General features: G+C 71.4%; 23 protein-coding genes. 7 read left to right on the plus strand and 16 right to left on the minus strand.

Going from position 1 to position 25,943, the window contains the following annotated elements:
- Positions 1–124: 124 nt before the first annotated feature.
- Entirely contained in the window at positions 125–1,189 is a 1,065-nt protein-coding gene (locus tag ACWDXC_RS09815; RefSeq protein WP_449980099.1) for a LacI family DNA-binding transcriptional regulator, read from the plus strand.
- An 18-nt stretch (positions 1,190–1,207) separates the two neighbouring features.
- Here the strand turns inward: ACWDXC_RS09815 and ACWDXC_RS09820 are convergent, their stop codons facing one another.
- Entirely contained in the window at positions 1,208–1,693 is a 486-nt protein-coding gene (locus ACWDXC_RS09820; RefSeq protein ID WP_219511354.1) for a glutathione peroxidase, read from the minus strand.
- A gap of 377 nt (positions 1,694–2,070) precedes the next feature.
- Here ACWDXC_RS09820 and ACWDXC_RS09825 point away from each other — a divergent pair, with 377 nt between their 5' ends.
- Positions 2,071–2,538, plus strand: coding sequence for an aggregation-promoting factor C-terminal-like domain-containing protein (locus ACWDXC_RS09825; protein ID WP_219511356.1), 468 nt, complete (start codon positions 2,071–2,073; stop codon positions 2,536–2,538).
- 2 nt (positions 2,539–2,540) lie between these two features.
- On the opposite strand, the gene ACWDXC_RS09830 is transcribed toward ACWDXC_RS09825, so the two are convergent.
- The gene (locus ACWDXC_RS09830) at positions 2,541–3,227 is read right to left on the minus strand and encodes a TetR/AcrR family transcriptional regulator (RefSeq protein WP_449980103.1); all 687 of its coding nucleotides are present in this window, start codon (positions 3,225–3,227) and stop codon (positions 2,541–2,543) included.
- A gap of 83 nt (positions 3,228–3,310) precedes the next feature.
- On the opposite strand from ACWDXC_RS09830, the gene ACWDXC_RS09835 reads away from it, so the two are divergent.
- A complete protein-coding gene (locus tag ACWDXC_RS09835; RefSeq protein WP_449980105.1) occupies positions 3,311–4,435 on the plus strand; it encodes a ferritin-like domain-containing protein in 1,125 nt (374 codons plus the stop codon).
- On the opposite strand, the gene ACWDXC_RS09840 is transcribed toward ACWDXC_RS09835, so the two are convergent.
- From ACWDXC_RS09840 to ACWDXC_RS09855, 4 genes are all read right to left on the minus strand, one after another.
- On the minus strand, positions 4,426–7,167 hold the full coding sequence (locus ACWDXC_RS09840) for a P-loop NTPase fold protein (protein ID WP_449980108.1): 2,742 nt from the start codon (positions 7,165–7,167) through the stop codon (positions 4,426–4,428). The two genes, ACWDXC_RS09835 and ACWDXC_RS09840, sit on opposite strands and share 10 nt — an antisense overlap.
- Positions 7,168–7,176: 9 nt before the next feature.
- Entirely contained in the window at positions 7,177–8,520 is a 1,344-nt protein-coding gene (locus ACWDXC_RS09845) for an MFS transporter (protein WP_449980110.1), read from the minus strand.
- 132 nt (positions 8,521–8,652) lie between these two features.
- Entirely contained in the window at positions 8,653–10,539 is a 1,887-nt protein-coding gene (locus ACWDXC_RS09850) for an nSTAND1 domain-containing NTPase (RefSeq protein WP_449980112.1), read from the minus strand.
- Positions 10,540–10,741: 202 nt separating this feature from the next.
- The gene (locus tag ACWDXC_RS09855) at positions 10,742–10,894 is read right to left on the minus strand and encodes a hypothetical protein (protein WP_449980115.1); all 153 of its coding nucleotides are present in this window, start codon (positions 10,892–10,894) and stop codon (positions 10,742–10,744) included.
- A gap of 155 nt (positions 10,895–11,049) precedes the next feature.
- Here ACWDXC_RS09855 and fxsT point away from each other — a divergent pair, with 155 nt between their 5' ends.
- On the plus strand, positions 11,050–13,581 hold the full coding sequence (gene fxsT, locus ACWDXC_RS09860) for an FxSxx-COOH system tetratricopeptide repeat protein (protein WP_449980118.1): 2,532 nt from the start codon (positions 11,050–11,052) through the stop codon (positions 13,579–13,581).
- Here the strand turns inward: fxsT and ACWDXC_RS09865 are convergent.
- From ACWDXC_RS09865 to ACWDXC_RS09875, 3 genes are all read right to left on the minus strand, one after another.
- Positions 13,571–14,851 (minus strand): HEXXH motif domain-containing protein, encoded by a 1,281-nt coding sequence (locus tag ACWDXC_RS09865; protein WP_449980120.1) that lies wholly within the window; start codon positions 14,849–14,851, stop codon positions 13,571–13,573. The genes fxsT and ACWDXC_RS09865 overlap by 11 nt on opposite strands.
- A gap of 10 nt (positions 14,852–14,861) precedes the next feature.
- Positions 14,862–16,016, minus strand: coding sequence for an FxsB family cyclophane-forming radical SAM/SPASM peptide maturase (locus ACWDXC_RS09870; protein ID WP_449980123.1), 1,155 nt, complete (start codon positions 16,014–16,016; stop codon positions 14,862–14,864).
- 195 nt (positions 16,017–16,211) lie between these two features.
- Positions 16,212–16,691, minus strand: coding sequence for a nucleoside deaminase (locus tag ACWDXC_RS09875; RefSeq protein ID WP_357589427.1), 480 nt, complete (start codon positions 16,689–16,691; stop codon positions 16,212–16,214).
- Between the two features lie 150 nt (positions 16,692–16,841).
- On the opposite strand from ACWDXC_RS09875, the gene ACWDXC_RS09880 reads away from it, so the two are divergent.
- Both ACWDXC_RS09880 and ACWDXC_RS09885 read left to right on the plus strand, forming a co-directional pair.
- Positions 16,842–18,563 (plus strand): ABC transporter ATP-binding protein, encoded by a 1,722-nt coding sequence (locus ACWDXC_RS09880; RefSeq protein WP_449980127.1) that lies wholly within the window; start codon positions 16,842–16,844, stop codon positions 18,561–18,563.
- Positions 18,560–20,380 (plus strand): ABC transporter ATP-binding protein, encoded by a 1,821-nt coding sequence (locus ACWDXC_RS09885; protein WP_219511381.1) that lies wholly within the window; start codon positions 18,560–18,562, stop codon positions 20,378–20,380. The genes ACWDXC_RS09880 and ACWDXC_RS09885 overlap by 4 nt, the downstream gene beginning before the upstream one ends.
- A gap of 150 nt (positions 20,381–20,530) precedes the next feature.
- Here the strand turns inward: ACWDXC_RS09885 and ACWDXC_RS09890 are convergent, their stop codons facing one another.
- The 5 genes from ACWDXC_RS09890 to ACWDXC_RS09910 all read right to left on the minus strand — a co-directional run bounded on the left by ACWDXC_RS09890 (position 20,531) and on the right by ACWDXC_RS09910 (position 22,591).
- Positions 20,531–20,950, minus strand: coding sequence for a hypothetical protein (locus ACWDXC_RS09890; protein ID WP_449980129.1), 420 nt, complete (start codon positions 20,948–20,950; stop codon positions 20,531–20,533).
- 126 nt (positions 20,951–21,076) lie between these two features.
- Positions 21,077–21,382, minus strand: a complete 306-nt coding sequence (locus ACWDXC_RS09895; protein WP_219506606.1) for a hypothetical protein — start codon at positions 21,380–21,382, stop codon at positions 21,077–21,079.
- Between the two features lie 57 nt (positions 21,383–21,439).
- A complete protein-coding gene (locus ACWDXC_RS09900; protein WP_449980131.1) occupies positions 21,440–21,769 on the minus strand; it encodes a DUF202 domain-containing protein in 330 nt (109 codons plus the stop codon).
- Positions 21,770–21,825: 56 nt separating this feature from the next.
- Positions 21,826–22,152 (minus strand): YidH family protein, encoded by a 327-nt coding sequence (locus tag ACWDXC_RS09905; RefSeq protein ID WP_219506609.1) that lies wholly within the window; start codon positions 22,150–22,152, stop codon positions 21,826–21,828.
- Between the two features lie 46 nt (positions 22,153–22,198).
- On the minus strand, positions 22,199–22,591 hold the full coding sequence (locus ACWDXC_RS09910) for a hypothetical protein (RefSeq protein WP_449980133.1): 393 nt from the start codon (positions 22,589–22,591) through the stop codon (positions 22,199–22,201).
- Positions 22,592–22,677: 86 nt separating this feature from the next.
- Between ACWDXC_RS09910 and ACWDXC_RS09915 the strand changes: the two genes are divergently transcribed.
- Positions 22,678–22,935: a ubiquitin carboxyl-terminal hydrolase 14 gene (locus ACWDXC_RS09915; protein WP_219506612.1), complete on the plus strand. Its 258-nt coding sequence runs from the start codon at positions 22,678–22,680 to the stop codon at positions 22,933–22,935.
- Here the strand turns inward: ACWDXC_RS09915 and ACWDXC_RS09920 are convergent.
- Positions 22,932–24,500 (minus strand): Na+/H+ antiporter, encoded by a 1,569-nt coding sequence (locus tag ACWDXC_RS09920; RefSeq protein ID WP_449980137.1) that lies wholly within the window; start codon positions 24,498–24,500, stop codon positions 22,932–22,934. The two genes, ACWDXC_RS09915 and ACWDXC_RS09920, sit on opposite strands and share 4 nt — an antisense overlap.
- 70 nt (positions 24,501–24,570) lie before the next feature.
- Positions 24,571–25,785 carry a hypothetical protein gene (locus tag ACWDXC_RS09925; RefSeq protein WP_449980140.1) on the minus strand — a complete coding sequence of 405 codons (1,215 nt, stop codon included), beginning with the start codon at positions 25,783–25,785 and terminating at the stop codon, positions 24,571–24,573.
- Between the last annotated feature and the right edge of the window lie 158 nt (positions 25,786–25,943).

Genomic DNA, 25,943 nt, shown 5'->3' on the forward strand with positions numbered 1-25,943 from the left:
TTCGTGGATACGTTTTCAAGCATCTCACCCGAAACGGACATCGGTGTCAAGGGTTTGGGCGTGACCAGCCCTGCTGTTCCTTGGGGACTTCCCGGATTCCGGAAAGCATGATGGAATCGTTTCCATGGAAAAGCGGGCGACCATCAAGGACGTGGCCGAGGCGGCCGGCGTGGGCGTGGCCACCGTGTCGAGGGTGCTGTCCGGCGGCTCGGCCAGCCCGCGCACCCGTGAGCGGGTGCTCGCCGTCGCCGCCCAGCTCGACTACCGGCCCAGCGCGCTGGGGCGCAACCTGCGCCAGCGCCGCACCGGCGGCATGGGGCTGCTCGTGCCCGACCTCACCGACCCGTTCTTCGGCCGGCTCGCCGAGGGCGTGCTCGCCTGCGGCCGCTCGGCGGGCGAGCCGGTCGTGCTCGCCTCCACCGCCGACGACCCCGAGCAGGAGGCCGAGATGATCGGCATGCTGCTGGAGCAGGGTGTCGACCGGGTGATCGCGGTGCCGTCGGGCGGCGCCGACACCTGGCGGCCGGCGATCCGCGCGGGCATGGCGGTCGTCTTCGCCGACCGGCTGCCGGCCGACGCCGCCGAGCAGGCCGGCTCCTCCGCCGTCAGCGACCTCATGCTCCTGGACGGCGTGCCCGCCCCGGCCGCGCCGCCCGCCCGCCCCGTCGACGTGCCCGCCGTCCTGGCCGACGACCGGTCCGGCATCCGTACGGCGGTCCGCTACCTGCGCGGGCTGGGCCACCGGCGCATCGCCTTCCTCGGCGGCCCCGGCCACGACCGGCGGGTGGCCGCCTTCCGTGAGGCGGTCGGCGACCCGGTGGACGAGGAGCTGGTCGTCTTCGCCACGGGCAGCCGCGACGCCGCCTACGCCGCCGCCTCCGGGCTGTTCCAGAGCCGCCCCGACCTGTCGGCGGTGGTCGCGGCGGGCAACGTGCTGGGCGAGGCGGCCGTGCTGGCCGCCCGCGAGCTCGACCTGCGGGTGCCCCGCGACGTGTCGCTGGTCATGTACGACGACGTGCCGTGGGCCGAGCTGTGCTCGCCGCCGCTGACCGTGATCGCCCAGCCCGGCCGCGACATCGGCTATCGCGCCGCCGAGCTGGTCCTGCGCACCGGCGCCGCCCGGCGTCCGCGCACGGTCGTGCTGCCGACCGAGCTCATCGTCCGGGGCAGCTGCGGTCCGCACCGCTGAGGCCGGCTTCCCGCGGCCCTACAGCACCTTCTCGATGGCCGCGGCGATCGCCGGGTCGTCCGGCGCGGTGCCGGGACGGAACCGCGCCGCCACCGTGCCGTCGCGGGCCACGAGGAACTTCTCGAAGTTCCACTGCACGTCGCCGGCCTCGCCGTCGGCGTCCGGGACGCCCGTCAGGCTCTCGTACAGCGGGTGCCTGCCGGGGCCGTTGACCTCGGCCTTCTCCAGCAGCGGGAAGTCGACGCCGTAGGTGGCCGAGCAGAACTCCTGGATCTCCTCGGCGCTGCCCGGCTCCTGCCCCATGAACTGGTTGCACGGCACGCCGACCACGCTGAATCCGCGCGGCCCGTACTGCTTGTGCAGCTCGACGAGGCCGGCGTACTGCGGGGTCAGCCCGCAGCGGGAGGCCACGTTCACGATGAGGAGGGCGGCGTCGCCCGCCAGGTCCGCGAGGGTGGTGGGCACGTCCGCCAGGGTGCGGACCGGAATTTCTCGAACACTCATGCGCCCGACCCTACTCGCACTCCCACCTTCGAGAGCGGTTCAAACCCCAGGTGCGCGCCCGTTTCGCGGCAAGGGCGGGCCATCCGCGCCCCGGGCCGCGCCAACCCGGCCCAACGGGAGCGCCGATTGTCGGCCACCGTCCGGCAAACACCTGTCCGGGGCGTGTCCCAGGTCCCGGAGCCCGGTCGGGCCGCGTACTACAACCGGCTAAGAGGACATGTCGTGGCGCCCTCCGGGCCGTCCAGCGTGATCGGACGGAACCAAGGATCCCGGAGGGCCGCGCGGACCCTCCGCGTGCGAGCCACGGACGCGGACCGGCAGGGGCGCCGGGGAAGCGAGAGCGCCCGTCCGCACGCGACCCGACCGCGAGGACTGAATTGGACAGCAAGCGCACGCTACAGATCACTCTCGCCGCCGTCGCCGGCCTCACCGCGTTCAGCGGTACGCCGACGGTCGCCTGGGCCGAGACCGGGGACGCCCCGGTCGTCAGGACCGGGGTCTGGCGGACCTCCGCCGAGCCGAAGGTCGTCGCCGGGAACGCGAAGAGCAGGAGCAAGGGTTTCGCCCTGAACCAGGTGGTGCAGCGGTCGTGGCCGCTGCGCGAGTTCCACTGCCTGGACAACCTGTGGACCAGGGAGAGCAACTGGAACCACCGCGCATACAACAGATCGTCAGGCGCCTACGGCATCCCGCAGGCGCTCCCCGGAGGAAAGATGCGGGGAGCGGGCAGGGACTGGCGTCACAATCCGGAGACGCAGATCCGGTGGGGCCTGGCCTACATCAAGGGGAGGTACGGCAAGCCGTGCGGCGCCTGGGGGCACTTCCGGTCGCACAACTGGTATTGACGTCAGGTGTCGACGTCGGCTTTCCCGAGGGCATCCGCGGCCGTGCGGGTGCCCTCCCGCCGTGCCGGGTGCACGGCGATCGCCCGGATCATCAGCTCGACGCCGAACTCGAAGTCGCCCTCGTGGTCGCAGCCGCCCAGCAGCGCCGACAGCGCGTGGACCTCGGGGAACAGCGCCGAGTCGACCACGCCGGGATCGGCCGCGTCCGCACGTGGCGGCGCGAACGCGGGCGTCACCCCGACCTCCCGCAGCAGCGACCCGACGACGAACGCGATGAACACCCGCAGCACCCGCACCGCGTCGGCCCCGTCGAACCCCGCGCTGCGCAGCGTCGCCAGCGCCCGCTCCACCGGCAGCATCCCGGCCGGCGAGTGGACCTGCCGGCTGACGACGAGCATCGTGCAGCGGGGATAGTGGTGGGCGATCTGCCGGAAGGCGCGGGCCTGCACGCGAACCCGGTCGGTCCAGTCGGCGCCCGGGTCGTCGGTGAACTCGATCTCGCTGAGCACGGCCTCGGCCACGCCGCTGAGCAGCGCGTCCTTGTTGGGCACGTGGTTGTAGAGGGACATCACGCCGACGCCCAGCTCGGCCGCGATGCGCCGCATGGAGACCGCGTCGGCGCCCTCCCGCTCGATCAGCTCGATGGCCGCGGCCACGATGCGCGCCCTCGACAGAGGCTCGGTGCTCATAGCTCATTCTATTGACGTACGTACACCGTACGTGCAAGCTCCGATTACGGACGTACGGTGTACGTGACCCCCCGGAGGTCCCCATGTCGACCCACGATCTCTACACCATCCCCGCCGGGCTCTCCACGTGGAACGTGGACATGGCCGGAACCAGCAAGTTCACCTGGGAGTACGACGACGGCCGGGACAGGATGCTGGCCCTCTACCAGAAGGGCAAGGACAAGCAGTGGGACTCCGTCAAGCGCATCGACTGGGGCCTGGAGGTGGACCCGTACGACGTGCTCGGCATCCCCGACCACACCATCGCCATCCACGGCACCCCGCTGTGGGACCGGATGGACGAACGCCAGCGGCAGGAGGTCAGGCTGCACGGCGCCGCCTGGCAGTTCTCCCAGTTCCTGCACGGTGAGCAGGGCGCGATGATCTGCTCGGCGCGGATCGTCGAATCGGTGCCCGACCTCGACTCCAAGTTCTACGCCGCCACCCAGACGATGGACGAGGCCCGCCACGCCGAGACCTACGCCCGCTTCCTCCAGGAGAAGGTCGGCCTCGCCTACCCGATCAACGAACACCTCAAGGCGCTGCTCGACAGCACGCTGACCGACTCCCGCTGGGACATGCCGTACCTGGGCATGCAGGTGCTCATCGAGGGCCTGGCGCTGGCGGCGTTCGGCGTCATGCGCGACATCACCACCAAGCCGCTGCCCAAGCAGATCTTCGCCTACGTCATGCAGGACGAGGCCCGGCACGTCGCCTTCGGCCGGATGGCGCTGCGCGACTACTACCGCCAGCTCTCGGAAGCGGAGCTGCGCGAGCGCGAGGACTTCGTCATCGAGGGCTGCTACCTCATGCGCGACCGGCTGCGCGGCCGCGAGACCTGGGAGAACCTCGGCCTGACGAAGGCCGAGGTGGGCGAGGCCATGCGGGCGGTCGACGAGTCGGAGTACCTGCGGCTGTTCCGCTCACTGCTGTTCAGCCGCATCGTGCCGTGCGTCAAGGACATCGGCCTGTGGAGCCCCCGGCTGCAGCAGGCGTACGCGGACATGGGCGTGCTGGAGATGGCCGGCCAGTCGCTGGAGGCGCTGATGCGGCAGGACGAGGAGATCGCCGAGAAGCTGGACGCGGCCCGCTTCGCCGAGGAGGAGGCCGAACGCCACGCCGAGGTCGCCGACACCATCACCCTCGGCGCCCTCGACGCTCACGACTGAGCGACATGGTCGCGCAGCCGCGGATGAGCGAAGGCATACGCCTTCGGGCCGACCTCCCGGAGCAGTCCGGCCTCGACCGCGGCGCGCAGCAGGCCCGGCACCTCCATGCCGCGCACGCCGCAGCGGCGCAGGACGCTCCGGAGGTCGGCGTCCTCGCTGTTGAAGGTCGCCAGCGAACGCGCCACGAGCCATTGGGCGAGCCCCCGGAGCGCCGCCGTCGCCTGATCCCCGTCGAAGCCCCCGATCCGCCCCAGGGCGCGGTCCCCGTACCAGGCGAGGAAGTCGCCCGGCTCGGCCGGCAGGTCCCGCGCCCACTCCGGCGCGGCCAGGAGCACCGAGAGCAGGTACGGCGAGGCGGCGAGGTCCGTCCAGTCCCGCCGGCCGCGCGACCCGGGCAGCACGCCCTCCAGCAGCCGCGCGGCCTCGCCGGGGGCCACTCCGAGCACCTCCAGGGTCTGGAAGCCGGCGGGAGGCGCGGACACGCACCCGGTCACGATCAGGCCGGCGCCGGTCTCGTCCGCCCAGCCGGTCACCCACGGCAGGAAGCCGGGCTCGGCGCTCTCGTCCAGGCCGTCGACCACCAGGGACAGCGAACCGCCGAGCGTCACCATCGAGTACGCGTCGGCGATGGCCACCTGGTACCGCTCGACCAGGGCGCGGGTCAGGGCCTGCTCGAACCCGCGGAACTCGGTCCTGAGCGCCTCGGCGGGCAGGAACACCGGGACCGGCGCGTCACGACCTTCGGCCTTCTCGATGAGACGCCGGGTCAGCCGTGCGGCCAGCACCGTCTTGCCCGCCCCCGGCTCCCCCGTGAGCAGCATCCGGCGCGTGCCCCGGTCCAGGATCTCCGGCAGCCCCAGGGGGCGCGGCTGTTCGCCGGGGAAGGCGACGACCGGGTCCAGCAGGCCGCTCTCGGCGCCGGCGACCAGACTCACCGTCTGGAGCACGTCGTCGCTGAGGACCGTCAGCGCGCTCCTGATCGCGCGGCGGCTCAGCCGGTCCTGTCCCGGGAGGCGGTCCTGCGGCGGCTCCACCACCGAGGACTCCGGCACCGGCGACTCCCTGACCAGGTCGATGTGGGTCGCGACGTCACCGGGCACGCCGCACGGCGTCAGCCGCAGGGCGCGCACGACCTTCTGGACGACCTCGCTCCAGCCCGGCGGCTCGCCCGCCGCCGTCTCCAGATCCTCGCTGACACGCTGCAACAGCGTGGGGTCGTCCATGAGCCTGCGGTAGAAGTCCGGGTCGCCGTCCCTGACGAGCAGGACGGCGGCGAGGATCACCACGTCGTAGCCGGCCGGCTTCCTGGCGGTGGCCACGCGGTGCTGGAGGAGCAGCACGTTCACGAACCGCTTGATCGCTCGCGGGTTGGGCGGCAGCGCGCTCACCAGCAGGCCGGCCGCGGGCTTGATGGCGTCGCTCAGCAGGCCGTCCAGGTAGTTCTCGAAGGCGGCCCGGTCCAGCCGGGGCATCTCGAACGACACCTGGACGATCTTGTGCAGGTAGTCGCCCGCCGGGTCGGCGTACTTCTCCCGCACCGCGGCGACCAGCGGCGCCTTGGCCACGCCGAGCACGAAGACGCAGTTGGGGCGGTTGAAGTGCAGTTTCAGCGCGTCGAGCATGGTCATGATCTGGTCGGGGTGACAGCGGTCGAGGTCGTCGACGAACACCACGAGCCGGCTCTTGTCATGGGCCACCAGTGCCGCGTCGATGATCGAGCCCAGGTGGTCGTCGAGCCGCACCCGCTGGGAGCGGATGCGGAAGTTCTCCTCGTCGTAGGCCTCCAGGGTCTTGCGCACGTTCTCGACGTCGATCTTGACCGTCGCGGACAGCACCAGGGAGCCGAGCACCTCGGAGACCGTCCGCAGCGTCCGCCGCACGTTCGCCCGCTCCGTCAGGCCCAGGTCGTTGACGATGACGTGGAGCAGGGGCAGCACCGGGTTCTCGTCGTACTGGTGCCGCCACGGGTCGAACCACACGTGCGCGCACTCGCGGTCCTCCTTGAGGAGGTCGCGCACCTGTCTGAGCATCGAGGTCTTGCCGGAGCCCCACTCGCCGAACACGCCGATGACCTGCGGCGGCTTCGCGTGGCGGATCAGGTCGGCGAGTTGCACCGCGTACTCGGCCCGGTTCAGCCCGTCCTGGTCGGCGGGCTCGTCACTGTGGGTGAACCCGGGCGCCTGGGACGCGGGCCTCGGCGTGGCGGTGACGTCGCCCGCCTCAGTGCCCGCCTCAGGCTGCGGCTCCGTGCCCGCCGGACGTCGCCTGCGGCGGACCAGGATGACGGCGCCGACGAGCAGCAGGACGGCCACCGCCCCGGCGATCAGCCAGGCCCGGTACCGCTCCCAGAACGGCGGCGCCGGGGTCACGGTCACCCGCCGCCGGTCGATGCCCGCCGCGGAGATCAGCACCAGTTCCCCGGTGCCCGCGCGCCGGCGGGCCTGCGGTATCAGGTGGAAGCTCCCCGTGCCGCCCGCCCCCAGCCTGAGGCGCCCGCTCCCCTCGACCGCCAGGCCGGCGGCGACCGGACCGGTGATGCGGAGCTGTATCTCCCCGGCCGCCCCCGTGTTGGCCACGTCGATCCGCCATCTGGAGGTCGCGGTCACCCGCTCCAGCGCGATGGTGAGCGGTCCGCGCTCCAGGAACTGCGGCCCGGCGAGCGCACCGGCTGGTGATGGAACGAGTACGAGGAGTAAGGCTGCTACGGCACACGCGAAGCGTCGACCCGCCATGCCTTGATTTCATCTCAAAGGACGGGATAACGCATCCCCTGTGATCAACCGGTTATCACTCGCCCTGCCACGAGGGGCAAGGCTTCTCTTGAACGTGGGCACCGCCGTGAACAGCCCGGCGAGGACGAGCATGCCGCCGGCGAGGATCACCAGGACGATGGACGGCTCGACGCGCACGATGAGGAGGCTGCCCAGGACCGGCCCGAGCGCGACGGAGCTGTAGCTGCCGAGCCGCAGCACTGCGGTCACCCGGGCCGGCTGCTGACTCAGCGCGGTCCGTACGGTGACGTTGCTGAGCCCTCCGGCCAGCCCGATGATGAGCAGTGCCCCTGCGAAGGACAGGAAGCTCTGCTGGAGCGCGATGGTGAGCACGACCCCCGCCGCGCACGCCCACACGTGCACCAGCATCGTGGACCGGCCCTCCCGCAGCAGCCCGATCCAGCCGAACAACCGCGACATGGCTCCTTGGCCCGTCCAATCGCCGATGCGCCGCGAGATGTCGTGCCGCACCGGCGCCATGAACGCCCCGATGATGCCGCCGACGCCGGAGAAGGCGAGGATCATGCCGACGAGCAGCGGAGGCAGTTGCTCTCTCGACGCGGTGGTCAGGAACACCACGATCAGGCACTGGACCATCAGGTTGGTGCAGGCCGTCACGATGGTGGCCGACCTGAGGAAGCGGTTGCGCCAGAGCTCGGCCATCCCGGCGCCCAGGCGCACGGGGGACTTCTCCTGCTCACGCTCGGGTTCGCGATCACGGGGCAACGCGAAGAGCATGCCCGCGGCGACGGCGAACATGACGGCGTTCGCGGCGAAGGACACCAGTGCCCCGATGCCGTACAGCAGCCCGCCGAGCGGCCGCCCCACCAGCACGACGCCCTGCACCACGGTCTCGTGCATGGCCAGCGCGGTGCCCACCCGGTCCGTGCTCACCGTGGTGGGGATCAGCGCGGTCTCGGCTACGGTCGAGATCACGCACAGCACGCCCTCGGCCACGGCGACGACCACGAGATGCCACAGTTCGAGCACACCGGAGGCCATGGCGACGAACAGGCAGCCGATGAGGAGGGCGCGGGCCGTCTCGCTCCACGCCAGCACCGTGCGGGCGCCCAGCCGGTCGACGAGAGCGCCGGCCGGGATGTAGCAGAGCAGCCCGGGCACCGTCGAGGCGAACATGACCCAGCCGATCCACGACGGGGACGCGGTCAACGTGAAAGCCAGCAACGGATAGGTCACGCCGAGTGTGCGTGTGCTCAATGTGGAAACCGTCGATGCCCACCAGGACCGCCGAAAGGCAGGGGAGTCGGTATAAATCGCAATAAACCGACTAATCTGGTGTGCGCCTTTCACCACGGCTCCCGATGCCCAGCGGTGTCAGTGCGCACGGGTGAGAGCCCAGGCACGGTCGAAGACTAGAGCATTCACCGGCGACTCGGCGGCAGATCGCGTAAGGGCATCACCATAAGCACGTCATGAGAATTTCGCCTACATGAGGCGTTCGGCCGTGGCGGTGAGATGCGGCGGTAACCGCCTGCGATTCGCGCCCTGCCATGCCCGCCTTGCCAGCTTCGCCGCCTCGGAAAGGTTCTCGTCGGCTGCCATCACCTGGGCGGCGCGCAGCAGCGTCGGGCCGTCGCTCTCCACCCCCAGGGGCTCCACCAGGCTGACCGCCTGCTTCACGTGGCCGGTCTGCGCCAGGGCGAGCGCGTAGGCGGCCTGGGTGGACGGCTGCTCGTGCGGCATCACCCGGTTGAGGTCGCGCAGCGCCTTGCCGGGCTCGGCGAGGTCGGAGAGGATCTCGCCCCGGGCGCGCAGGGCCTCCTGGGTGGCTCCCTGCGAGGCGAGTGCCCCGTCGAGGACGTCGACGGCGCCTCGCGGGTTGCCCAGATGCCACAGCGCCCAGGCCAGCTCCGTCTGGATGAGGGGGTTCGGGCTCCGTCTGACCGCCGCGCGCAGTTCGCCGACCGCCTCGCGGAAGGCGCCTCCGGCGATGAGGATCCGGCCGACGGTGGTGAGGAGCGTGGCGACGATCTGGTCACTGCCCCGCACGGTGGTGTGCAGCTGGGCGGCGGCCCGGTAGCGCCGGACGGCGTCGTCGAGGTCGCCCCGCTCGTGGGCGAGGTCCGCCAGCAGCGACTCCGCCCTGGCCCGCAGGCGCACGTCCCCGGCGTCCGCGCGCAGGGCGTCGCCGGCGAGCGCGACGGCCAGGTCGAACCAGCCGCGGCGGACGGCGTCCTCGGCGGCGAGCAGGAGGCCGCCCGGTGTGCGTCCACGCCCGCCGCGGGGGCGGAACCGGTGGTTCAGGACGGGACCGGCGAGCCGCTCGGGGATCTCGTGGCGGCGTCGCTCGCCGGGGCGCAGCACATGGCGGGCCGTCAGCGCCCAGGCGACCCGGGACGGCAGCTCCACGGGCCCGGCGTCGCCCGGCTCGGCGATGCGCCGCACCAGGGCGAACAGGTGCTCCGCCTTCCCGTCGTAGTGGTCGGCGGCCACGTCCTCGATCTGGCGGTGGACGAAGTCGGCGAGCACGGCGTCCACGTCGACCAGCTCGGCCTCGGTGATGAGCGGCAGGCCCCGCACGGCCTCCCAGAGGGAGGAGCACACCAGCTGAAGGTGAACCGGCTCCACCGGACCCCGCCACGGCTTGGCCTGCAGGGCGCCGACCAGCCTGACCGCCGCCCCGGGCGCGAAGGGCACCCCGGCCTCGGCCGCGGGCTCCCGGCACGCCTTCAGAGCCGCCCCCGCCTCCAGCGGCCTCAGGGCGTACAGGCTCGTGCCGGTGAGGTGCTCGCGCAGCCCCGCGTGCTTGCGGACGCCGTCGAGATGGTCGTCGTCGACGACGACGAGCAGCCGCAGCCGCTTGTCGTCAGCCAGCGCGTCGGCCAGCTGGTCGAGGACCCGGGTGCGCGCCGCCGGGCCCCGGTGGTGGGCGGTGAAGACGTCGTCGGCGGGATCGAGCGCGGCCAGCACCGGCCTGCCGCCGGGGCTCCAGCGCTGCCGCAGGCAGGCGGAGACGGTGAGGCCGGAGACCGCGATGGGAGCCTCGTTCGGGGTCCAGGACGACAACAGCGAGAAGACGAACGGATCGCATTCGGCGGGGATGAGCGCGGCGGGCACCGAGGCAGGGCGCAGGACGCTTCCCACGGGCAGCACGTCCAGCCGCGAATGCGCCAGACGCGGCAGAACTCCGGCGGCGACCAGAGACGATTTACCGGTGCCCGGCGCGCCATGAAGAATCGTCAGGCGATTGTTCTCCCAGCATTCGGCCAGATGCTCCGCCTCGCGATCCCGTCCGTGGAATCGAGCGGCATCTTCCCGGCGAAACGGGTGCGCGCCGACATACGGCTTCGGGTCGCTGCCGTTGGAAGTCATCACCACACCCCGCCACCCGCGTGCTTGGGTTTTCGAATCGCTCTCCGCCCCACATACGGTTGAAGAGCTTTCACTTTACTTGCACGTCAATACGCGTACCCCAACCGTACTCGCTCGGCTTCACTCCCGCAGCAGCACACGGGACGAAGGATTGACGGATTCGCTGCCGATCAGTGGCGAGGGGCGGGCCCCGCGCACCTGATCAGAGCGCCGACGAGAATCCCGCCACGGTCACCGCACCGTCTTCCGCGCACCTTTGCCAGGCACGGGCCAGGGCGGGGATCTCCAGCATCTTGAGATCTTCCAAATCGATTCCGCCGACATCGATGAGACCGGTAGCGTGCTCGTCACCCATGCGTGTCCTCCCTGTCACCCCATTACGGTCACCCGTAAACAGGTGAACTGTCACCCGAGCCGTCGATTACTCCTCTATTTGCGATTCTGTGGCTACCGGCCGCCAGAATCAATCGTAGGATCTGAACTAAAGCGGCCGGCAGGGCGGAGGGCAACATGAACGAGCAGGTCGTCATGCAGGAACCAAGCCGGATGCCCGCGATCTGGGGGAAGATCCCCGGCCGAAACAAGAATTTCACCGGGCGCGAAAATCTTCTCGGCCAGTTAAGGGAGAGCATCACGACCTCCACCAAGGCCGCCGTGGTGCCGCTGCCGCAGGCTTTGCAGGGATTGGGCGGCGTGGGCAAGACCCAGCTCGCCATCGAGTACGCCTGGCGCTACCGGGGCCACTACGACCTGGTGTGGTGGGTGCCGGCCGACCAGCCGATGCTCGTGCCGAGCACCCTGGCCGCGCTGACCGAGGACCTCAAGCTCCGCCCCGCCAGCAGCATCGGCATCGACGAGGCCGCGGCCGCGGTGCGTGACGCGCTCCAGCGCGGCGACCCCATCGAGAACTGGCTGCTGATCTTCGACAACGCGGACGAGCCCGAGGAGATCAGGGACCTCATCCCGGAGGGCGGGCCGGGACACGTCCTGATCACCTCCCGCAACAGCCGCTGGAGCGGCGTGGCGCAGACGGTGCCGGTCGACGTGTTCTCCAAGACCGAGAGCGTCGACTTCCTGCGCAAGCGCCTGCAGCGCAACGTGGAGCAGAAGGAGGCCGAGCACCTGGCCAACGAGCTGGGCGACCTCCCCCTGGCGCTGGAGCAGGCCGCGGCCCTGCAGGTCATGACCGGCATGTCGACCGACGAGTACATCGAGCAGCTCTCCATTCGCACCCGCGCGCTGCTGGGCATGAACAAGTCCACCGAATACCCGCACTCCATGACGGCCGCCTGGCAGTTGTCCGTGCACGAGATCGAGGGCCGGATGCCCGAGGCCGCCGAGGTGCTGCGCTGCCTGGCCTTCTTCGGTCCCGACCCCATCCCCCGGGAGATCTTCCGGCGGGGCAACAAGAGCGGCGCGACCCGCATGGGCCCGATCCTGGCCGACCCTCTCATGCTCAGCCAGGCGATCGGGGAGCTCAACCGGTTCGCCCTGGTGAAGATCGAGCAGGAGGCGGGCACCGTCCAGGTGCACCGGCTGGTCCAGGCGCTGCTGCGCGACTCGCTGTCGAGCGAGGAGCGCGAGGCGATCAGGCACGAGGTGCACCAGGTGCTGGCGAGCGGCGCGCCCAGCGACCCGGAGGACACCTCCCAGTGGAAGAGCTTCTACGACCTCGTCCCGCACGTGCGCCCGTCGGGCATGACCAAGTGCGGCGAGGCGGAGGTCCAGAACTTCGCGATCAACATCGTCCGCTACCTCTACCGGGTGGCGAGCTACACCCAGGCTCAGGCCCTGGCCAACGAGTTCCTCGCCAACTGGCCCGAGGAGTCCGAATCCACCCGCGGCAACAAGCTGCGCCTGCGCCGGCACCTGGGCAACATCCTGTGGCAGATCGGCGCCTACACCGAGTCGCGTGAGCACAACGAGGAAACGCTCGAGCTCATGCAGGCGGAGTTCGGCAGGGACGACGAGGAGACCCTCGGCGTCGCCCTCACCTACGGCGCCAACCTGCGCTCCCAGGGCAAGTTCCGCGAGGCCTACGAGCAGGACAAGGCCTCGCTCGAGGCCTACGAGCGGAAGTTCGGCCCCACCCACCCGTCGACCCTGCGCGTGATCAACAACCTCGCGCTCGACCACGCCCTGCTCAGCGAGTACGAAAGCGCCCGGCGCCTGCAGCAGCTAGCCTACCTGGAGCTGAGCAGCGCGCGCTCGGGGGTGAGCAAGTGGGACGTCCAGATCACCTGGAACGGGCTGGCCCGCGTGGTGCGGCTGTGCGGCGACCACTCCCAGGCGTGCGACTTCGGTGAGGAGGCGTACGCCCACGGCTGCCGCGAGCTGCAGGTGGAGCACCAGCTGACGCTGATGACCGCGCGCGACCTGTCCATCGCCAGGCGCCGGATCGGCGACGTCGAGCGGGCTCTGGAGCTGATCGAGGAGACCCACACGCGGCTCGGCAAGATCTTCGGCAACGACCATCCCGAGACCATGGCCGCGATGATCGCACTCAGCAACACGCTGCGCCAGGCCGAGCGCCACGAGGAGGCGATGTCCCTGGCGAGGGCGGCGCTCCCCCGCTACGAGCAGGTCTTCGGCAAGCTGCACCCGTTCACCTACGGCTGCCAGATCAACCTGGCGCTGCTCCACCGGCTGCGCGGCGACGCGCTCCGGGCGAGGGAGCTGGACGAGGCGGCGCTGGCGGGCCTGGTCGAGACGGTCGGCTCCGACCACGCCTACACCTTCGCCAGCGCCATCAACCTGGCCAGCGACCTCGCGGCCCTGGGCGAGCCCGCCGCCGCCCGCAGACGGGGCGAGGACACCCTGGCCAAGGTGCGCGACTTCTACGGGACCAACCACCCGCTCGCCCTGTCGGCCGCCGTCAACCTGGCCATCGACATGCGTGCCTCAGGTGACGCGGCGCAGGCCAAGAACCTGTACGACTCGGTCATCACGCACTACGCCAAGTTCCCCAAGGACCACCCGGAGCGGATCCACGCGGAGGCGGGCAACCGGTTCAACTGGGACTTCGACCCGCTCACGCTGTAGAGGCGTTGCGGGCCGCCCACGCCTGCCTCAGCTCCGCCTCCTCCCGCCGGGCGGCCTCCAGCGCGGCGGGAGGCACGGCCTCGTCCAGCCAGGCCGACAGGGTGGCGCGCATGGCGGTGACGAACTCCACGCCGGGCGGCGTGAGGCGTCCGCTGTCGAGCAGGGTGCCGGTGACCTCGTGGGCCGCCTCACGCCAGTGGGCGAACTCGATGTGCGGCCGCAGGTCGCTCTCGTGGTGCCGCTGACGCCGCCAGAAGCCCGAGACGCCCAGGTAGGCGTAGGCGCCCTGGATCAGCCCCGCCAGCGGCCGCGGATCGGGCCGCCAGGGGGCGTAGTGCAGGCTGTCGTCCGGCTCCAGCAGCTCGACGACGTCCATGATCGCGCCGAGCTTGCCGTGCTGGACCTCGTGGGCGAACGTGGAGGCCAGCCAGCGACCGTCCGGCGGTGTGGACAGGGCGACGGCGCCGAACCGGCCGGGCGCCGAGGCGCTGTTCATGCCCCGGGCGGGTCCCTTGATCGGGGTGAGCACGGTGATGGCGGCGGCGGTCTCGCCGGCGATCGTCCAGTGGTGGGCCGCGAGCGTCCGCCACGCCGACGCCAGGCATGACTCCCACGCGCGCAGCTCGGCCTCGGACAGCCGACGGTCGATCATGGTCTCGGCGCGCCAGCGGTACGGGTCGAGGTCGTCCACCAGGAGCTCGATGCCGCCGCCTCCGATGCGGCGCAGCGGAACCCAGCCGTCCCTCTCCCCCGCCGTCACCCGCACCCGGCGCTCGCCCGCCTCCACCGTGCCGTCGGCGTGCACCCGCACGTCGACCAGCTCACCCGGCGGCCCGTCCGGCGCCCCCAGGTCGATCCGGCCCAGCGAGGGCAGCATCACGCCTCCCTGCCGTACGGGCGCCTGCGCCCAGCACGCCACGCGTGCGCGGACGGCGGCCGCCGCCGCCACGGCGCCGAGCTGGGCCGGCTCCCCGGCTCCGCGCTTGAGCTCGTTGACGGTGCTCGCCGCCCAGGCTCCCACCGCCGGATGGGCCAGCGTCGCCGCGACGGCGCGGGGGCTCGCCCGCTCGACGTCCGCGAGCACGTCGTAGGCGTGCTCGACGGCCTTGGCGTGCCGATGGCCCGCGGACTGCCGGACCACCCCGAGGACGAGCAGCCGTTGCTTGCTGCGCTCCGCCGCGACGAGGTGGCGCACCGCTTCGGCGCCGCCGCCGCCCGCCGCCAGCCGGGACATCACGTCATCGGGGATCCGGTACGGCCTGGGGTCCATCGAGTTCCTTTCAGCGGTGGGAACGCCGGAGGTCGCTGACCAGGCGGGTGTGGATGTGCTCGATCAGCCGGTAGAGGTCGGAGCAGTAGACCGAGGGGTTGAGGAAGCCGGTGCCGGGGCGGTAGCGGTGCGGGTAGAGGCCGGCTCCGCACACCCGGCCGAACCGGCAGCTCTTGCACGTGTCGCTCAGCCCGTCCCAGCCGAGCTGCCTGGCCACCATGCCGGGGTGGGCGAGCGCCGCGTCGAAGGGGTGGTCGACGATGTTGAGGCCCGTGGCGGGCGCGCCGTGGGCGACCACCTTGAGGGAGTCGGTCTGCTCGATCGTCCCGTCGGTCTCGATCACGACAAGGCTCGACGGGGTCAGGCCGACGGCCTCGCTGGCGGACGCGCCGCCCAGCAGCAGATGGATGATCTCCTCGAAGAGCCTGACGACCGTCTCGCCGCTGGAGCCGTACCAGCGGTCGAAGACGGCGATCAGCCAGTCGCCGTACGGGGTCTTCTCGGGGTCGCGGGTGCGGCCGGGAGGCGGCGAGTCCCAGGTGCCGTGCGGGATGAGGAAGTCGACCGCCGGCGGCTGGAAGGAGATGAGCGCCTCGTAGGTCTCGATGGGGTCGTTGGCCAGGTCCACAGTGCACAGCAGACCGCTGTAGAGGTCCTTGAAGGGCGGGCTGGTCAGCAGGGCGAGCGCGCCGGCGACCGGGGCGAAGCTGCCCCGGCCGTCGACGAAGCGGCGGTTGCGGTCGTTGCCTTCGGCGCTCCCGTCGAGGCTCACGCCGATCTTGACGTCGAGGTCGCGGAAGGTGCGCAGCGCGTCCTCGTCCAGGAGCACGCCGTTGGTCTGCACCGCCGCCTCGACGCGCAGGTCGCGGCCGGCGTCGGCGCGGATGGTCTCCACGACCTTGCGCAGGTAGGCGTGGCCGGCGAGCAGGGGCTCGCCGCCGTGCAGGATCAGCCGTAGGGAGGTCAGCCCGTGGGCCGAGGCGTGTTCGGCGATCCGCTCGGCGGCGACCGTGACGAGCTCCGGGGCCATGATTTTGGGCCGCGAACGCCAGCTCTGGTCAGCGAGTGTGTAGATGTAGCAGTAATCGCATGCGAGATTGCAGCGACTGTGCACTTTGAGGAGGAATTGCCGGAAGGGATGTGGGCGCCATCCGTTGCGCAGCATTTCTGCCACGTCGAGGGTGGCGGGCCACTCTCGCGCTGGGTCTTCCCCCTGGTATGTCAACCTGGCACACCCCGCCACCCGCCGGAAATATCGGAGTGATTCACGATGCTAGCCGAGACCAGTTGAAATGGGGAGGACCCCGATAAATACCAGGACATAATCGCTATTTTTCGCCGTATTAGTCAAGGAATCCGGTCAAGTCAGGCCGTGGAAGCGGCGGTGGAGGGTGCGGATCTGGGGGGCCAGGTCCGGGGCCGGGCCGTCCACCACCGCGTCCGGGACGACCTCCCGGATGCCGAGCGGCCGGACCGGCGGCCCGGCGACGCCCATCTCGGCGAGCCACTGCCCGAGCTGCTCCGACGAGGACGCGTACACGATCCGGCCCAGGCCCACCCAGCCGTGCGCGGCCGCGCACATCGGGCAGTGCTCGCCGGAGGTGTAGACGGTGGCGGCGGCGCGTTCGGCGGGGGTGAGGTGGGCGGCCGCCCAGCGGGCGATCTCGAACTCGGGGTGGCGGGTGTGGTCGCCGGTGGCCACAACGTGGTTGTGGTCCTCCAGCAGGACGGCGCCGTCGGCCGAGACGAGCAGGGAGCCGAACGGCTCGTCGCCGGCGGCCAGCGCCTCGGCGGCGAGTTCGGCGCATCGGCGCAGGTGACGAAGGTCTGTCTCGTTCATGGGACCACCCTGCCACGCCACCCTGCCATGCCCGCCACGACCTCCTCACCGCCCGAAAATGGGTTGATCGGCCGTACTAGCCTTGGAGGAATGCCTCCAGATACGAGCTCCCCTGGCCGTCCCCTGCTCGAATCCATCTCCCTCTGGCGGATGAGGCACTATCTCCGCCCCTATGTCGGCAAGCTGATCTTCATCTGGCTGACCGCGATCGCCGGCATCGGCGTCAGCATCACGCTGCCCCTCGTCGGCGAGCGGGTCGTCGACGGACCCGTGCGCACCGGTGACTCCGGCGCGCTGCTCACGCTCGGGCTGATCGCGCTCGGGCTCGGCGTCGTCGAAGCGCTTCTCACATTCCTGCGCCGGTGGACGCAGACCGGGCCGGTGCTCGGCCTGGAGACGCGCATCCGCGACGACGTGTACGCGCACCTGCAGCGGCTGCCGATGAGCTTCCACGGCGAGTGGCAGTCGGGTCAGCTGCTGTCACGGGTGACCACGGACCTGTCGACGATCCGCCGCTTCCTCGGCTTCGGCATGCTGTTCCTGGTCATGAACATCCTGCAGCTCGTGACCGTGACCGTGCTGCTGCTCAACCTCTACTGGCCGCTGGGGCTGCTCGTGGCCGGCTCGGCGGTGCCGATCGTGCTGCTGTCGCTGCGGTTCGAGAAGCGCTACATCAAGATCTCCCGGCAGGTGCAGGACGAGCAGGGCGATCTGGCCACGTTCGTCGAGGAGGCGGCGATCGGCGTCCGGACGATCAAGGCGTTCGGCCGCCGCCACCACGTGTACGAGACGTTCGACGAGTCCGCGCGCAAGCTGCACGCCACCTCGATGGGCAAGGTGCGGCTGTCGGCGCGGTTCTTCACGTTCCTGGAGATGATCCCGAACTTCACGCTGGCGCTGGTCCTGCTGCTGGGCGCGCTGGCGGTCGGGCAGGGCGCGCTGACGCTGGGCGCGCTGCTCGCGTTCACCACGCTGGTGCTGCAGCTCGTGTGGCCGATCGCGAGCCTCGGCTTCATCCTGGCGATGGCGCAGGAGTCGATGACCGCCGCCGACCGCGTGCTGGAGGTCATGGACACCGTCCCGGACATCGTGGGCGGGCAGGCGGCGATCGAGCGGCCGCGCGGCCACCTGCGGCTGGAGGGCGTGGAGTTCCGCTTCCCCGGCGCCGACCGGCCGGTGCTGCGGGACGTCTGGCTGGACGTGCGGCCCGGCGAGACCGTCGCGATCGTGGGCGCGACCGGGTCGGGCAAGACGACGCTGACGGCGCTCGTGCCGCGGCTGCTCGACGTCACGGCCGGGCGGGTCACCATCGACGGCCGCGACGTGCGCGAGCTGGCGCTGCCCGAGCTGCGCTCGATCGTCGCCACGGCGTTCGAGGAGCCGACGCTGTTCTCGATGAGCGTGCGCGAGAACCTGACGCTCGGCCGCCACGACGCCACCGAGGAGGAGCTCGCCGCCGCGATCCGCACCGCGCAGGCGATGTTCGTGTACGACCTGCCGTGGGGCCTCGACACGCGGATCGGCGAGCAGGGCCTGTCGCTGTCCGGCGGGCAGCGCCAGCGGCTGGCCCTGGCGCGGGCCGTGCTGAGCAGGCCGCGCATCCTGGTGCTGGACGACACTCTGTCCGCGCTCGACGTGGAGACCGAGGCGCTGGTGGAGGAGGCGCTGCGGGAGGTGCTGCGCGAGGCGACCGGCATCGTGGTCGCGCACCGGGCCTCCACGGTGCTGCTGGCCGACAAGGTCGCGCTGCTGTCCGGCGGCACGATCACGCACGTGGGCCGTCACCAGGACCTGCTCGACGAGGTCCCGGCCTACCGCGAGCTGCTGGCCCAGGACGCCGACCTCGACCCGTCCGAAGGAGCGCTGCGATGACCGCGACGACGACCTGGCGCGGGGTCGCCTCGGAGGACCAGGACGAGCTGACGGACAAGGTCAGCGGGCTGCTGCGGGCACGCTCCCGCAAGCTCCTCGGTGACCTGCTGAAACCCCACCACAAGGCGATCGCGCTGCTCACCGCGGTGATCGTCGTCTCGAACGCGGCGGGGCTGGCGATCCCGTACCTGGTGAAGGTCGGCATCGACGCGGGCATCCCGCCGATGCTGCGCGGCACCGGACCGGGCACGCTGCTGACCGTCGTCGGCGTGATCCTGGCGGCGGCGGCCACGCAGGCGGTGACCCGGCAGTGGTTCCTCAAGCTGTCGGGCCGCATCGGCCAGGACATCCTGCTGGAGCTGCGCCGCCGGGTGTTCGACCACTTCCAGCGGCTGTCGCTGAGCTTCCACGAGAAGTACACCTCGGGGCGGGTCATCTCCCGGCTCACCTCCGACATCGAGGCCATCGCCGAGCTGCTGCAGTCGGGCTTCGACGGGCTGGTGACGGCGGTGCTGACGATGTTCGGCACGGCGGCGCTGCTGCTGGTCCTGGACGTGCACCTCGGGCTGGTGGCGCTGGTGCCGCTGCCGCTGCTGCTGCTGTTCACGCGCTGGTTCCGGCGGCAGTCGGCGCTCGTCTACCGGCGCACCCGCGAGACGGTGGCGCTGGTCATCGTGCACTTCGTGGAGTCGATGACCGGCATCCGCGCCGTGCAGGCGTTCCGCCGCGAGCCGCGCAACCAGGAGATCTTCCAGCAGCTCAACGACGACTACCGGCAGGCCAACGTCCGGGCCATGAAGCTCATCGCGATCTTCATGCCGGGGATCAAGCTGATCGGCAACGTGACCGTGGCGGTGGTGCTGTTCTACGGCGGCTACCTGGCCTTCCACGGCGAGGTGACGGTCGGCGTGCTCACCGCGTTCCTGCTCTACCTGCGCGGCTTCTACGAGCCGATGCAGGAGATCAGCCAGTTCTACAACACGCTGCAGTCGGCGAGCGCGGCGCTGGAGAAGCTGTCCGGCGTGCTGGAGGAGGAGCCCGCGGTGCCCGAGCCGCGCGAGCCGCACGCGCTGGCCGAGGCGCGGGGCGCGGTGCGGTTCGAGGGGGTCCGGTTCGCGTACGTGGAGGAGATGCCGATCCTGCCGGGGCTCGACCTGACGATCCCCGCCGGGCAGAGCGTGGCGCTGGTCGGCTCGACCGGGGCCGGCAAGACCACGCTGGCCAAGCTGATCTCCCGCTTCTACGACCCGACGGCGGGGCGGGTGCTGCTCGACGGCGTCGACCTGCGCACGCTGGACGAGGCCACGCTGCGCAGGGCCGTGGTCATGGTGACGCAGGAGAACTTCCTGTTCAGCGGCACGGTGATGGAGAACATCAGGTTCGGCAGGCCGGACGCGTCCGATCGCGAGGCGCGCGAGGCCGCCATGGCCATCGGGGCGCACGAGTTCATCTCGGCGCTGCCCGACGGGTACGAGACCGAGGTCGGCAAGCGCGGCGGGCGCATGTCGGCCGGGCAGCGGCAGCTCGTCGCGTTCGCGCGGGCGTTCCTGGCCGATCCGGCCGTGCTGATCCTGGACGAGGCGACGTCCAGCCTGGACGTGCCGAGCGAGCGGCTCGTCCAGCGGGCGCTGCGCACGATCCTGGCCGACCGCACGGCGCTGATCATCGCGCACCGGCTGTCGACGGTGGAGATCGCCGACCGGGTCCTGGTCATGGAGCGGGGCGAGATCGTCGAGGACGGCGCGCCCGGCCAGCTCGTGGCCGCCTCCGGCCGGTTCGCGAGCCTGCACCGCGCCTGGCTCGACAGCCTCAGCTGAGCACCGCCCGGCCTCTCCGTCCCGTTGGGCCGCCACTCCGTTCCGCCGGGCCGCCTCTCCGTTGAGGCGGCCCGCCCCTCCCGGCAGGCGTACGCCGGCCGGGAGGGCACCGGCCGGCCGGCGTACGCCGCCAGTTGGTCGGCACGGCCGCTAGTTGGTGTGCGCGACCGCGAGAACCACCCGGTAGAGCTCGTACCCGGCGATCAGCAGCACCGGCACGCCGAGCCCGAGGAGCAGCCGCCGGGGCCGCATCGCGGGCGCGGACGTGACCGCGGGCAGCGGCTCGACGGGCGCGGGCGCCGGAACCGGCGCCGGTTCGGGCGCCGAGACCAGCTCGGGGTGCCGGCTGAGGTAGCCCGGCGGGAACGAGGTCACGTGGAACGCTCCACAGCCTGGACAGCACGCCCCGGCCCAGGGAGGCTGCACGGGGACGCCGTTGCTCAGCCACACCTCGACGGTGTGAGCTTGCCCGTCGTCGAGCCGCCTGACCGTGTAGCGCGCTTCCCATACGTGCCAGCACCGCAGGCACTCGTAGGGCCACAGCTGATGAGTGTCGAAACCATCGTGCACCAGGACCACCCCCCCCGGTAACGGACCGCCATCCGCACCGAGTGTCCGCCCGGCTCACACCACCGGCAAGATGGGCCTTGTGACACCTTCCGTTAGGGAAAGCTCACCCTCTGTCGTGTTACGGAGTCAATAGAACCGTTTGGGCACCGGGCTCAGCAGCGGGGTGGGGTCGGGCGGCGCGGGTTCGCCGGACTCGACCAGCTCCGGATGGTGGGCGAGGTAGCCGTCGGGGAACATGACAGCCCCCTGGCAGCCACAGCGCGGGCAGACGACGCCGCTCGGCGCGGGCGGCGGCACCGCCACTCCCCCGCGCATCCACACCTCGCTCTCGGCTCCGTGCCGCCCCGGCACGTGCCGGACGAGGTAGTCCTCTTCCCAGACATGCCAGCAGCTCCGGCACTCGAAGGGCACGGTCCTGCGCTCTTCGTCCATGGAGGTCACCTCCTCACTTCGAGTGTCCGCCTGCTGACGGAGTACCCGCAAGCGGGGTCAGCGAACGGCGATGACGAAGGTCAGGGCGCCGGCGACGACGGCGAGGGTGCCGAGCCAGGCGAGCAGCGCGTCGGCGCCGTTGTCGAGCGGGCGGCCGCCGTGCAGCGCCTGCTGGACGCGGCGGAAGCGGACGCGGGTCCTGATGAGCAGGACGGCCCCGCACAGCGCGGCGAGCGCGAAGGCGGCCAGGGCGGGCAGGGGCAGCCCGGCGCGGGCGGCCAGCCCGGTGGCGCCCAGGCCGCCGGTGGCCAGCGTCACGGCGGTGCGCACCCAGGCCAGGCGCGTCCGCTCGCTCTGCAGCCCTCGGTCCCAGATCTCCTCCGACATCTCACCTCACCTCCCTGCCCGCGACGCCTGACGGGACGGCATGCGCGATTTGGCCCTCACGCGGCGAGCAGGATGAGGACGAGGGCGAGCACGGCCACGGCGGCGACGCCGTAGCCGAAGACCGCGGCCAGCGCGGGCGGCGGGAGCGGCGCCTCGGCGCGCAGGGCGCGCTGGATGTTGCGCCAGCGCGGGTAGGCCAGGCCCGCGGCCAGCGCCGACAGGGTGACGAGCACGACCGCGAGCACCGTGCGCAGCCAGGGGACGAACACGTCGGCGGGCACCGCCGCGATGGCCACGCCGCCCGCGCTCAGCGCCAGGGCGGTGCTCAGCCAGGTGAGGAACGTGCGTTCGTTGGCGAGGGTGAAACGCGGGTCGGGCTCCATGAGAAAAACGGTAGTTCGTACCTATTCTCCCTAGAGAAACCGGGATTCAGCCTCCGGTGCAGGCCGTGGCGACCTTCTCCAGATAGGCGGCCGTGTCGGTGCCGACCTTCTGGACGGCGTCGACCGCGTCGTTGGCGTTCTGGACGTTGATGCCGGACAGCGTGCCGGCCAGCTTGTCGGTGGCTTCCTTGAGCGTGGTGTTGGCCGCGCCGTCGGCGACCTCGCCCAGCTTGGTGGCAGTGCTGTCGAGGGCCTTCTCCAGGGCCTGCGGGTCGTTGGCCAGGGAGGTGAGCTGCGCGGTCAGCTCTCCGACGATCTTGGGAGCTTCGAGACAGGCCTGGGCCCGGTCGATCGTGTCGTTCACCTCACCGCATCCGGCGGCGAACACGAACGCGGAGAAGGCGAGCAGGGGCACGAAGCGGCTGCGTGGGCGAGACATATCTCGACTCTACCCAACAGGCCGCCGGTTGGGGCGGCACGGCGCCCGGCATCCGGCGGCCGTCCGGCCCGAAATAGGATCGGTTCATGGCTATGTGTGAGCATCTTTCCCAGGCTGACGACCCGCAGGCGCGCACTCCTGAGGGCTGCGAGGAGTGCCTGGCCTCCGGTGGCCGCTGGGTGCACCTGCGGCGCTGCCTGGAGTGCGGCCACGTGGGCTGCTGCGACTCCTCGCCCGGCAAGCACGCGACCGCGCACTTCCACGGCACCGGCCACCCGGTGGTGCAGTCGTTCGAGCCGAACGAGAAGTGGCGGTGGTGCTTCGTCGACAGCTCGATGGGCTAACGCTCCAGGATGGCCTCCTCGAAGTCGAGCTGGGCCATCACCTCGCGCAGCACCTCGTCGTCCAGCCGCCGCTCGTCGCGCAGCCGGACGAACACCTGCCGCTCGACCTGGAGCATGTCGCGGCGCAGCCGCCTGTAGAGGGCGCTGGGCGTCTCGGCGCCGCCGTGGCCGGTGCCGCCGCCCAGGCGCTCCCAGGCCGACAGGGAGCGCCGCCAGGACTTCTCCCTGAGCTGGTCGATGACCTGCCGCTGGATCTCGTCCGGCTCGCCCTCGGCGGCGACCAGGCGGTCCAGCTCGGCCAGGCCGGCCTCCAGCGCCGCCTGCTGGGCCGACGCCTCGGCGAGGCGGTCCTCGTACAGCTCCTGCTCGCTCGACACGCGCAGCCGCCTGATCAGGGCCGGGAACGTCAGGCCCTGGACGAGCAGGGTGCTGATCACGGTGGTGAAGGTGAGGAAGAGCAGGATCTCGCGGTCCGGGATGTCGGGGATGAGCAGCGCGGCGGCCAGCGAGACCACGCCCCGCATGCCCGCCCAGCCGACGATCGTGAGCTGCTGCGGCGAGGGCGCCTCGTACCCTCGCCTGAACAGGCGCGGCAGGTGGGCGGCGGCGAACACCCAGGCGAACCGCACCGCGACCGTCACCAGGAACACCACGAGCGCGTAGAGCGCGACCTCCCACGGGCTGTAGCCGACGATGCCCTCGACCACGGTGACGAGCTGCAGCCCGATCAGCGCGAAGACGATCGTCTCCAGGAAGAAGTCGCTGACCTTCCACACCGAGTCCGACACCAGCCGGGTGCCGAACCCGCGCAGGTGCATCTGGTTGCCCAGGTGGAGCCCCACGATCACGACGGCGATCACCCCGGAGGCGTGCACGCTCTCGGCCGCCAGGTAGGCGGCGAACGGAATGAGCAGCATCAGCGTGTTCTCGACCAGCGAGTCGCGGGTGTGGCGGAACAGCCAGGCGAACGCGTACGCCAGCGCCAGCCCGATCAGCACGCCCCCGGCGGCGGCCACGAGGAACTGCCAGCCGCCCTCCAGCAGGTCGATGCTGCCGCCGACGGCCGCCGCGATCGCCACCCGGTAGGCGGTCAGCGCGGTGGCGTCGTTGAACAGGCTCTCGCCGATGAGGATGGTCAGCGTCCGGCGCGGCAGCCCGAGCCGCCTGCCGACGGCCACGGCCGCGACCGCGTCGGGCGGCGCGATGACGGCGCCGAGCGCGAACGCCGCCGCCAGCGGCACGGCGGGCAGCATGAGGTGCACGACCAGGCCCACCACGACCGTGGTGAACAGCACGAGGCCGACCGACAGCAGCGCCACCGGGCCCCGGGCGTCACGCAGCCGCAGGTAGGAGCTGTCGAACGCGGCCGAGTAGAGCAGCGGCGGCAGGAACACGTAGAGCACCAGCTCCGGGTCCAGCCGCACCGCCGGGACCAGCGGCGAGACGAGCAGCCCGGCCGCGACCAGCAGTAGCGGCGCGGGCCAGCCCTTGCGCCGGGCCACGGCCGCGAGCGCGACGGCGCCTCCGGCCAGCAGCAGCAGTTGCAGGCCAGTCGACGGGTTCACCGGCGGCTCCTCCACATATGGCGCCCAATTTGTCGGGCCAAGTGTAGGAAACGCCGCTAGTGAGTGGCGATCACCATTCGCGGCGTTCGCCGCGATCGTCGTACGGCTGCTGCTCGGGGCGCAGCCGCTCGCCGGTGGAGAACATCGGGTCGCCGACGTACGGGCGGGTCATGTCGGAGTCCTGCGGGTGGTACGGCTCGGCCTGCTTGCCGAGGGCGAGCAGCGGGTCGACCGGGTTGGGCGGCGTGCGCCCGTCGGCCCGGTCCTGCCCGTAACCGCCGCCCTGCCCGTAGCCGGGGTCCTGCCCGTAACCGCCGCTCTGCCCGTAGCCCGGGTCCTGGCCGTAGGACGGCTCCTGGCCGTACGCGCGGTCCTGGAAGGGGTCCTGGCGGCGGCCCGCGCCCGGGATGCCGTGCATCGGGGTGCCGAGCCCGGCGGCGGCCTGTACGGGCGGCTGGGGGCGGCTGGGGGCCTGCCGGCCCGCGTAGGGGTCGGCCTGGTGCTGCGGGTACGGGTCGGGCTGCCGGTAGGTCTCACCCGAGTGGTACGGCTCGTTCTGGTAGGACCCGGCCTGGTAGGAGTCGCTCTGGTACGGAGTACTGGCCTGGGACGGGAAGCCGAGCGGGTCGGTCGACAGGGGCGACGGGCGGTCGCCGGGCAGCTGGTAGACGGGCCCGGTGGAGGCGGTAGGCGACTCCTCGGCGTACTGGGGGCCGGTGAAGGGCTGCTGGTCCTGCGTGAAGTGGGGGCCGGACAGCGGGTCGTGGTAGCCGCTGTCGGTGTACTGCGGGCCGGTGAACGGCTCGGCGGGGGCCGGGCCGGTCAGCGGGTCGCTGTACTGCGGGCCGGAGAAGGGCTGGCGCTGCTGCTCGCGGGTGTCGCCGTAGGAGGCGACGAGCTTGTCCTGGTGGGCCGGGTTGCCCCGGGCCACGAGCACGTCGTTGGGCGACAGCGAGGCGGCCGGCCGGTCGTCGGGGGCCGGCTGGTGCTGGCCGGTCTGCGGCGGCCGGTGGTAGGTCCCGGTGCCGGGGATCACCTCGGTCCCGGGGTCCTGGGCGGGCACGGCGGGCTGCTCACCGGTGGCCTCGGCGAAGCCGTCGTCGAGGGTGTCGAGCAGCCGGCCGACGTCGTCCATCGGCATGCGGAAGCTCGCCGTGCACATCTCCCCCCGCCACAGGCTGAGCACCAGCGTGCCCTCGTGCCAGGTGACACGGAGGCACCGCTCCTGGCCTCGGGCATCGAAGAACACTTCGCCGAACGACGGCAACGGGACAACTTCCGACATGGCAGACATCCTGCACATCCAGCCCTAATACGTCCACTCAACCCCGGAGAAGCCTACAAAACCATCTCCACCGACACCCCCGCAGGTCACTCCACGACCAGTTGGAGCACCGACGGCCAGTGTGCCACGGGCGACGGCGGACGGGCCCGCGAACGCCG

The sequence above is a fragment of the Nonomuraea sp. NPDC003214 genome (assembly GCF_053590035.1).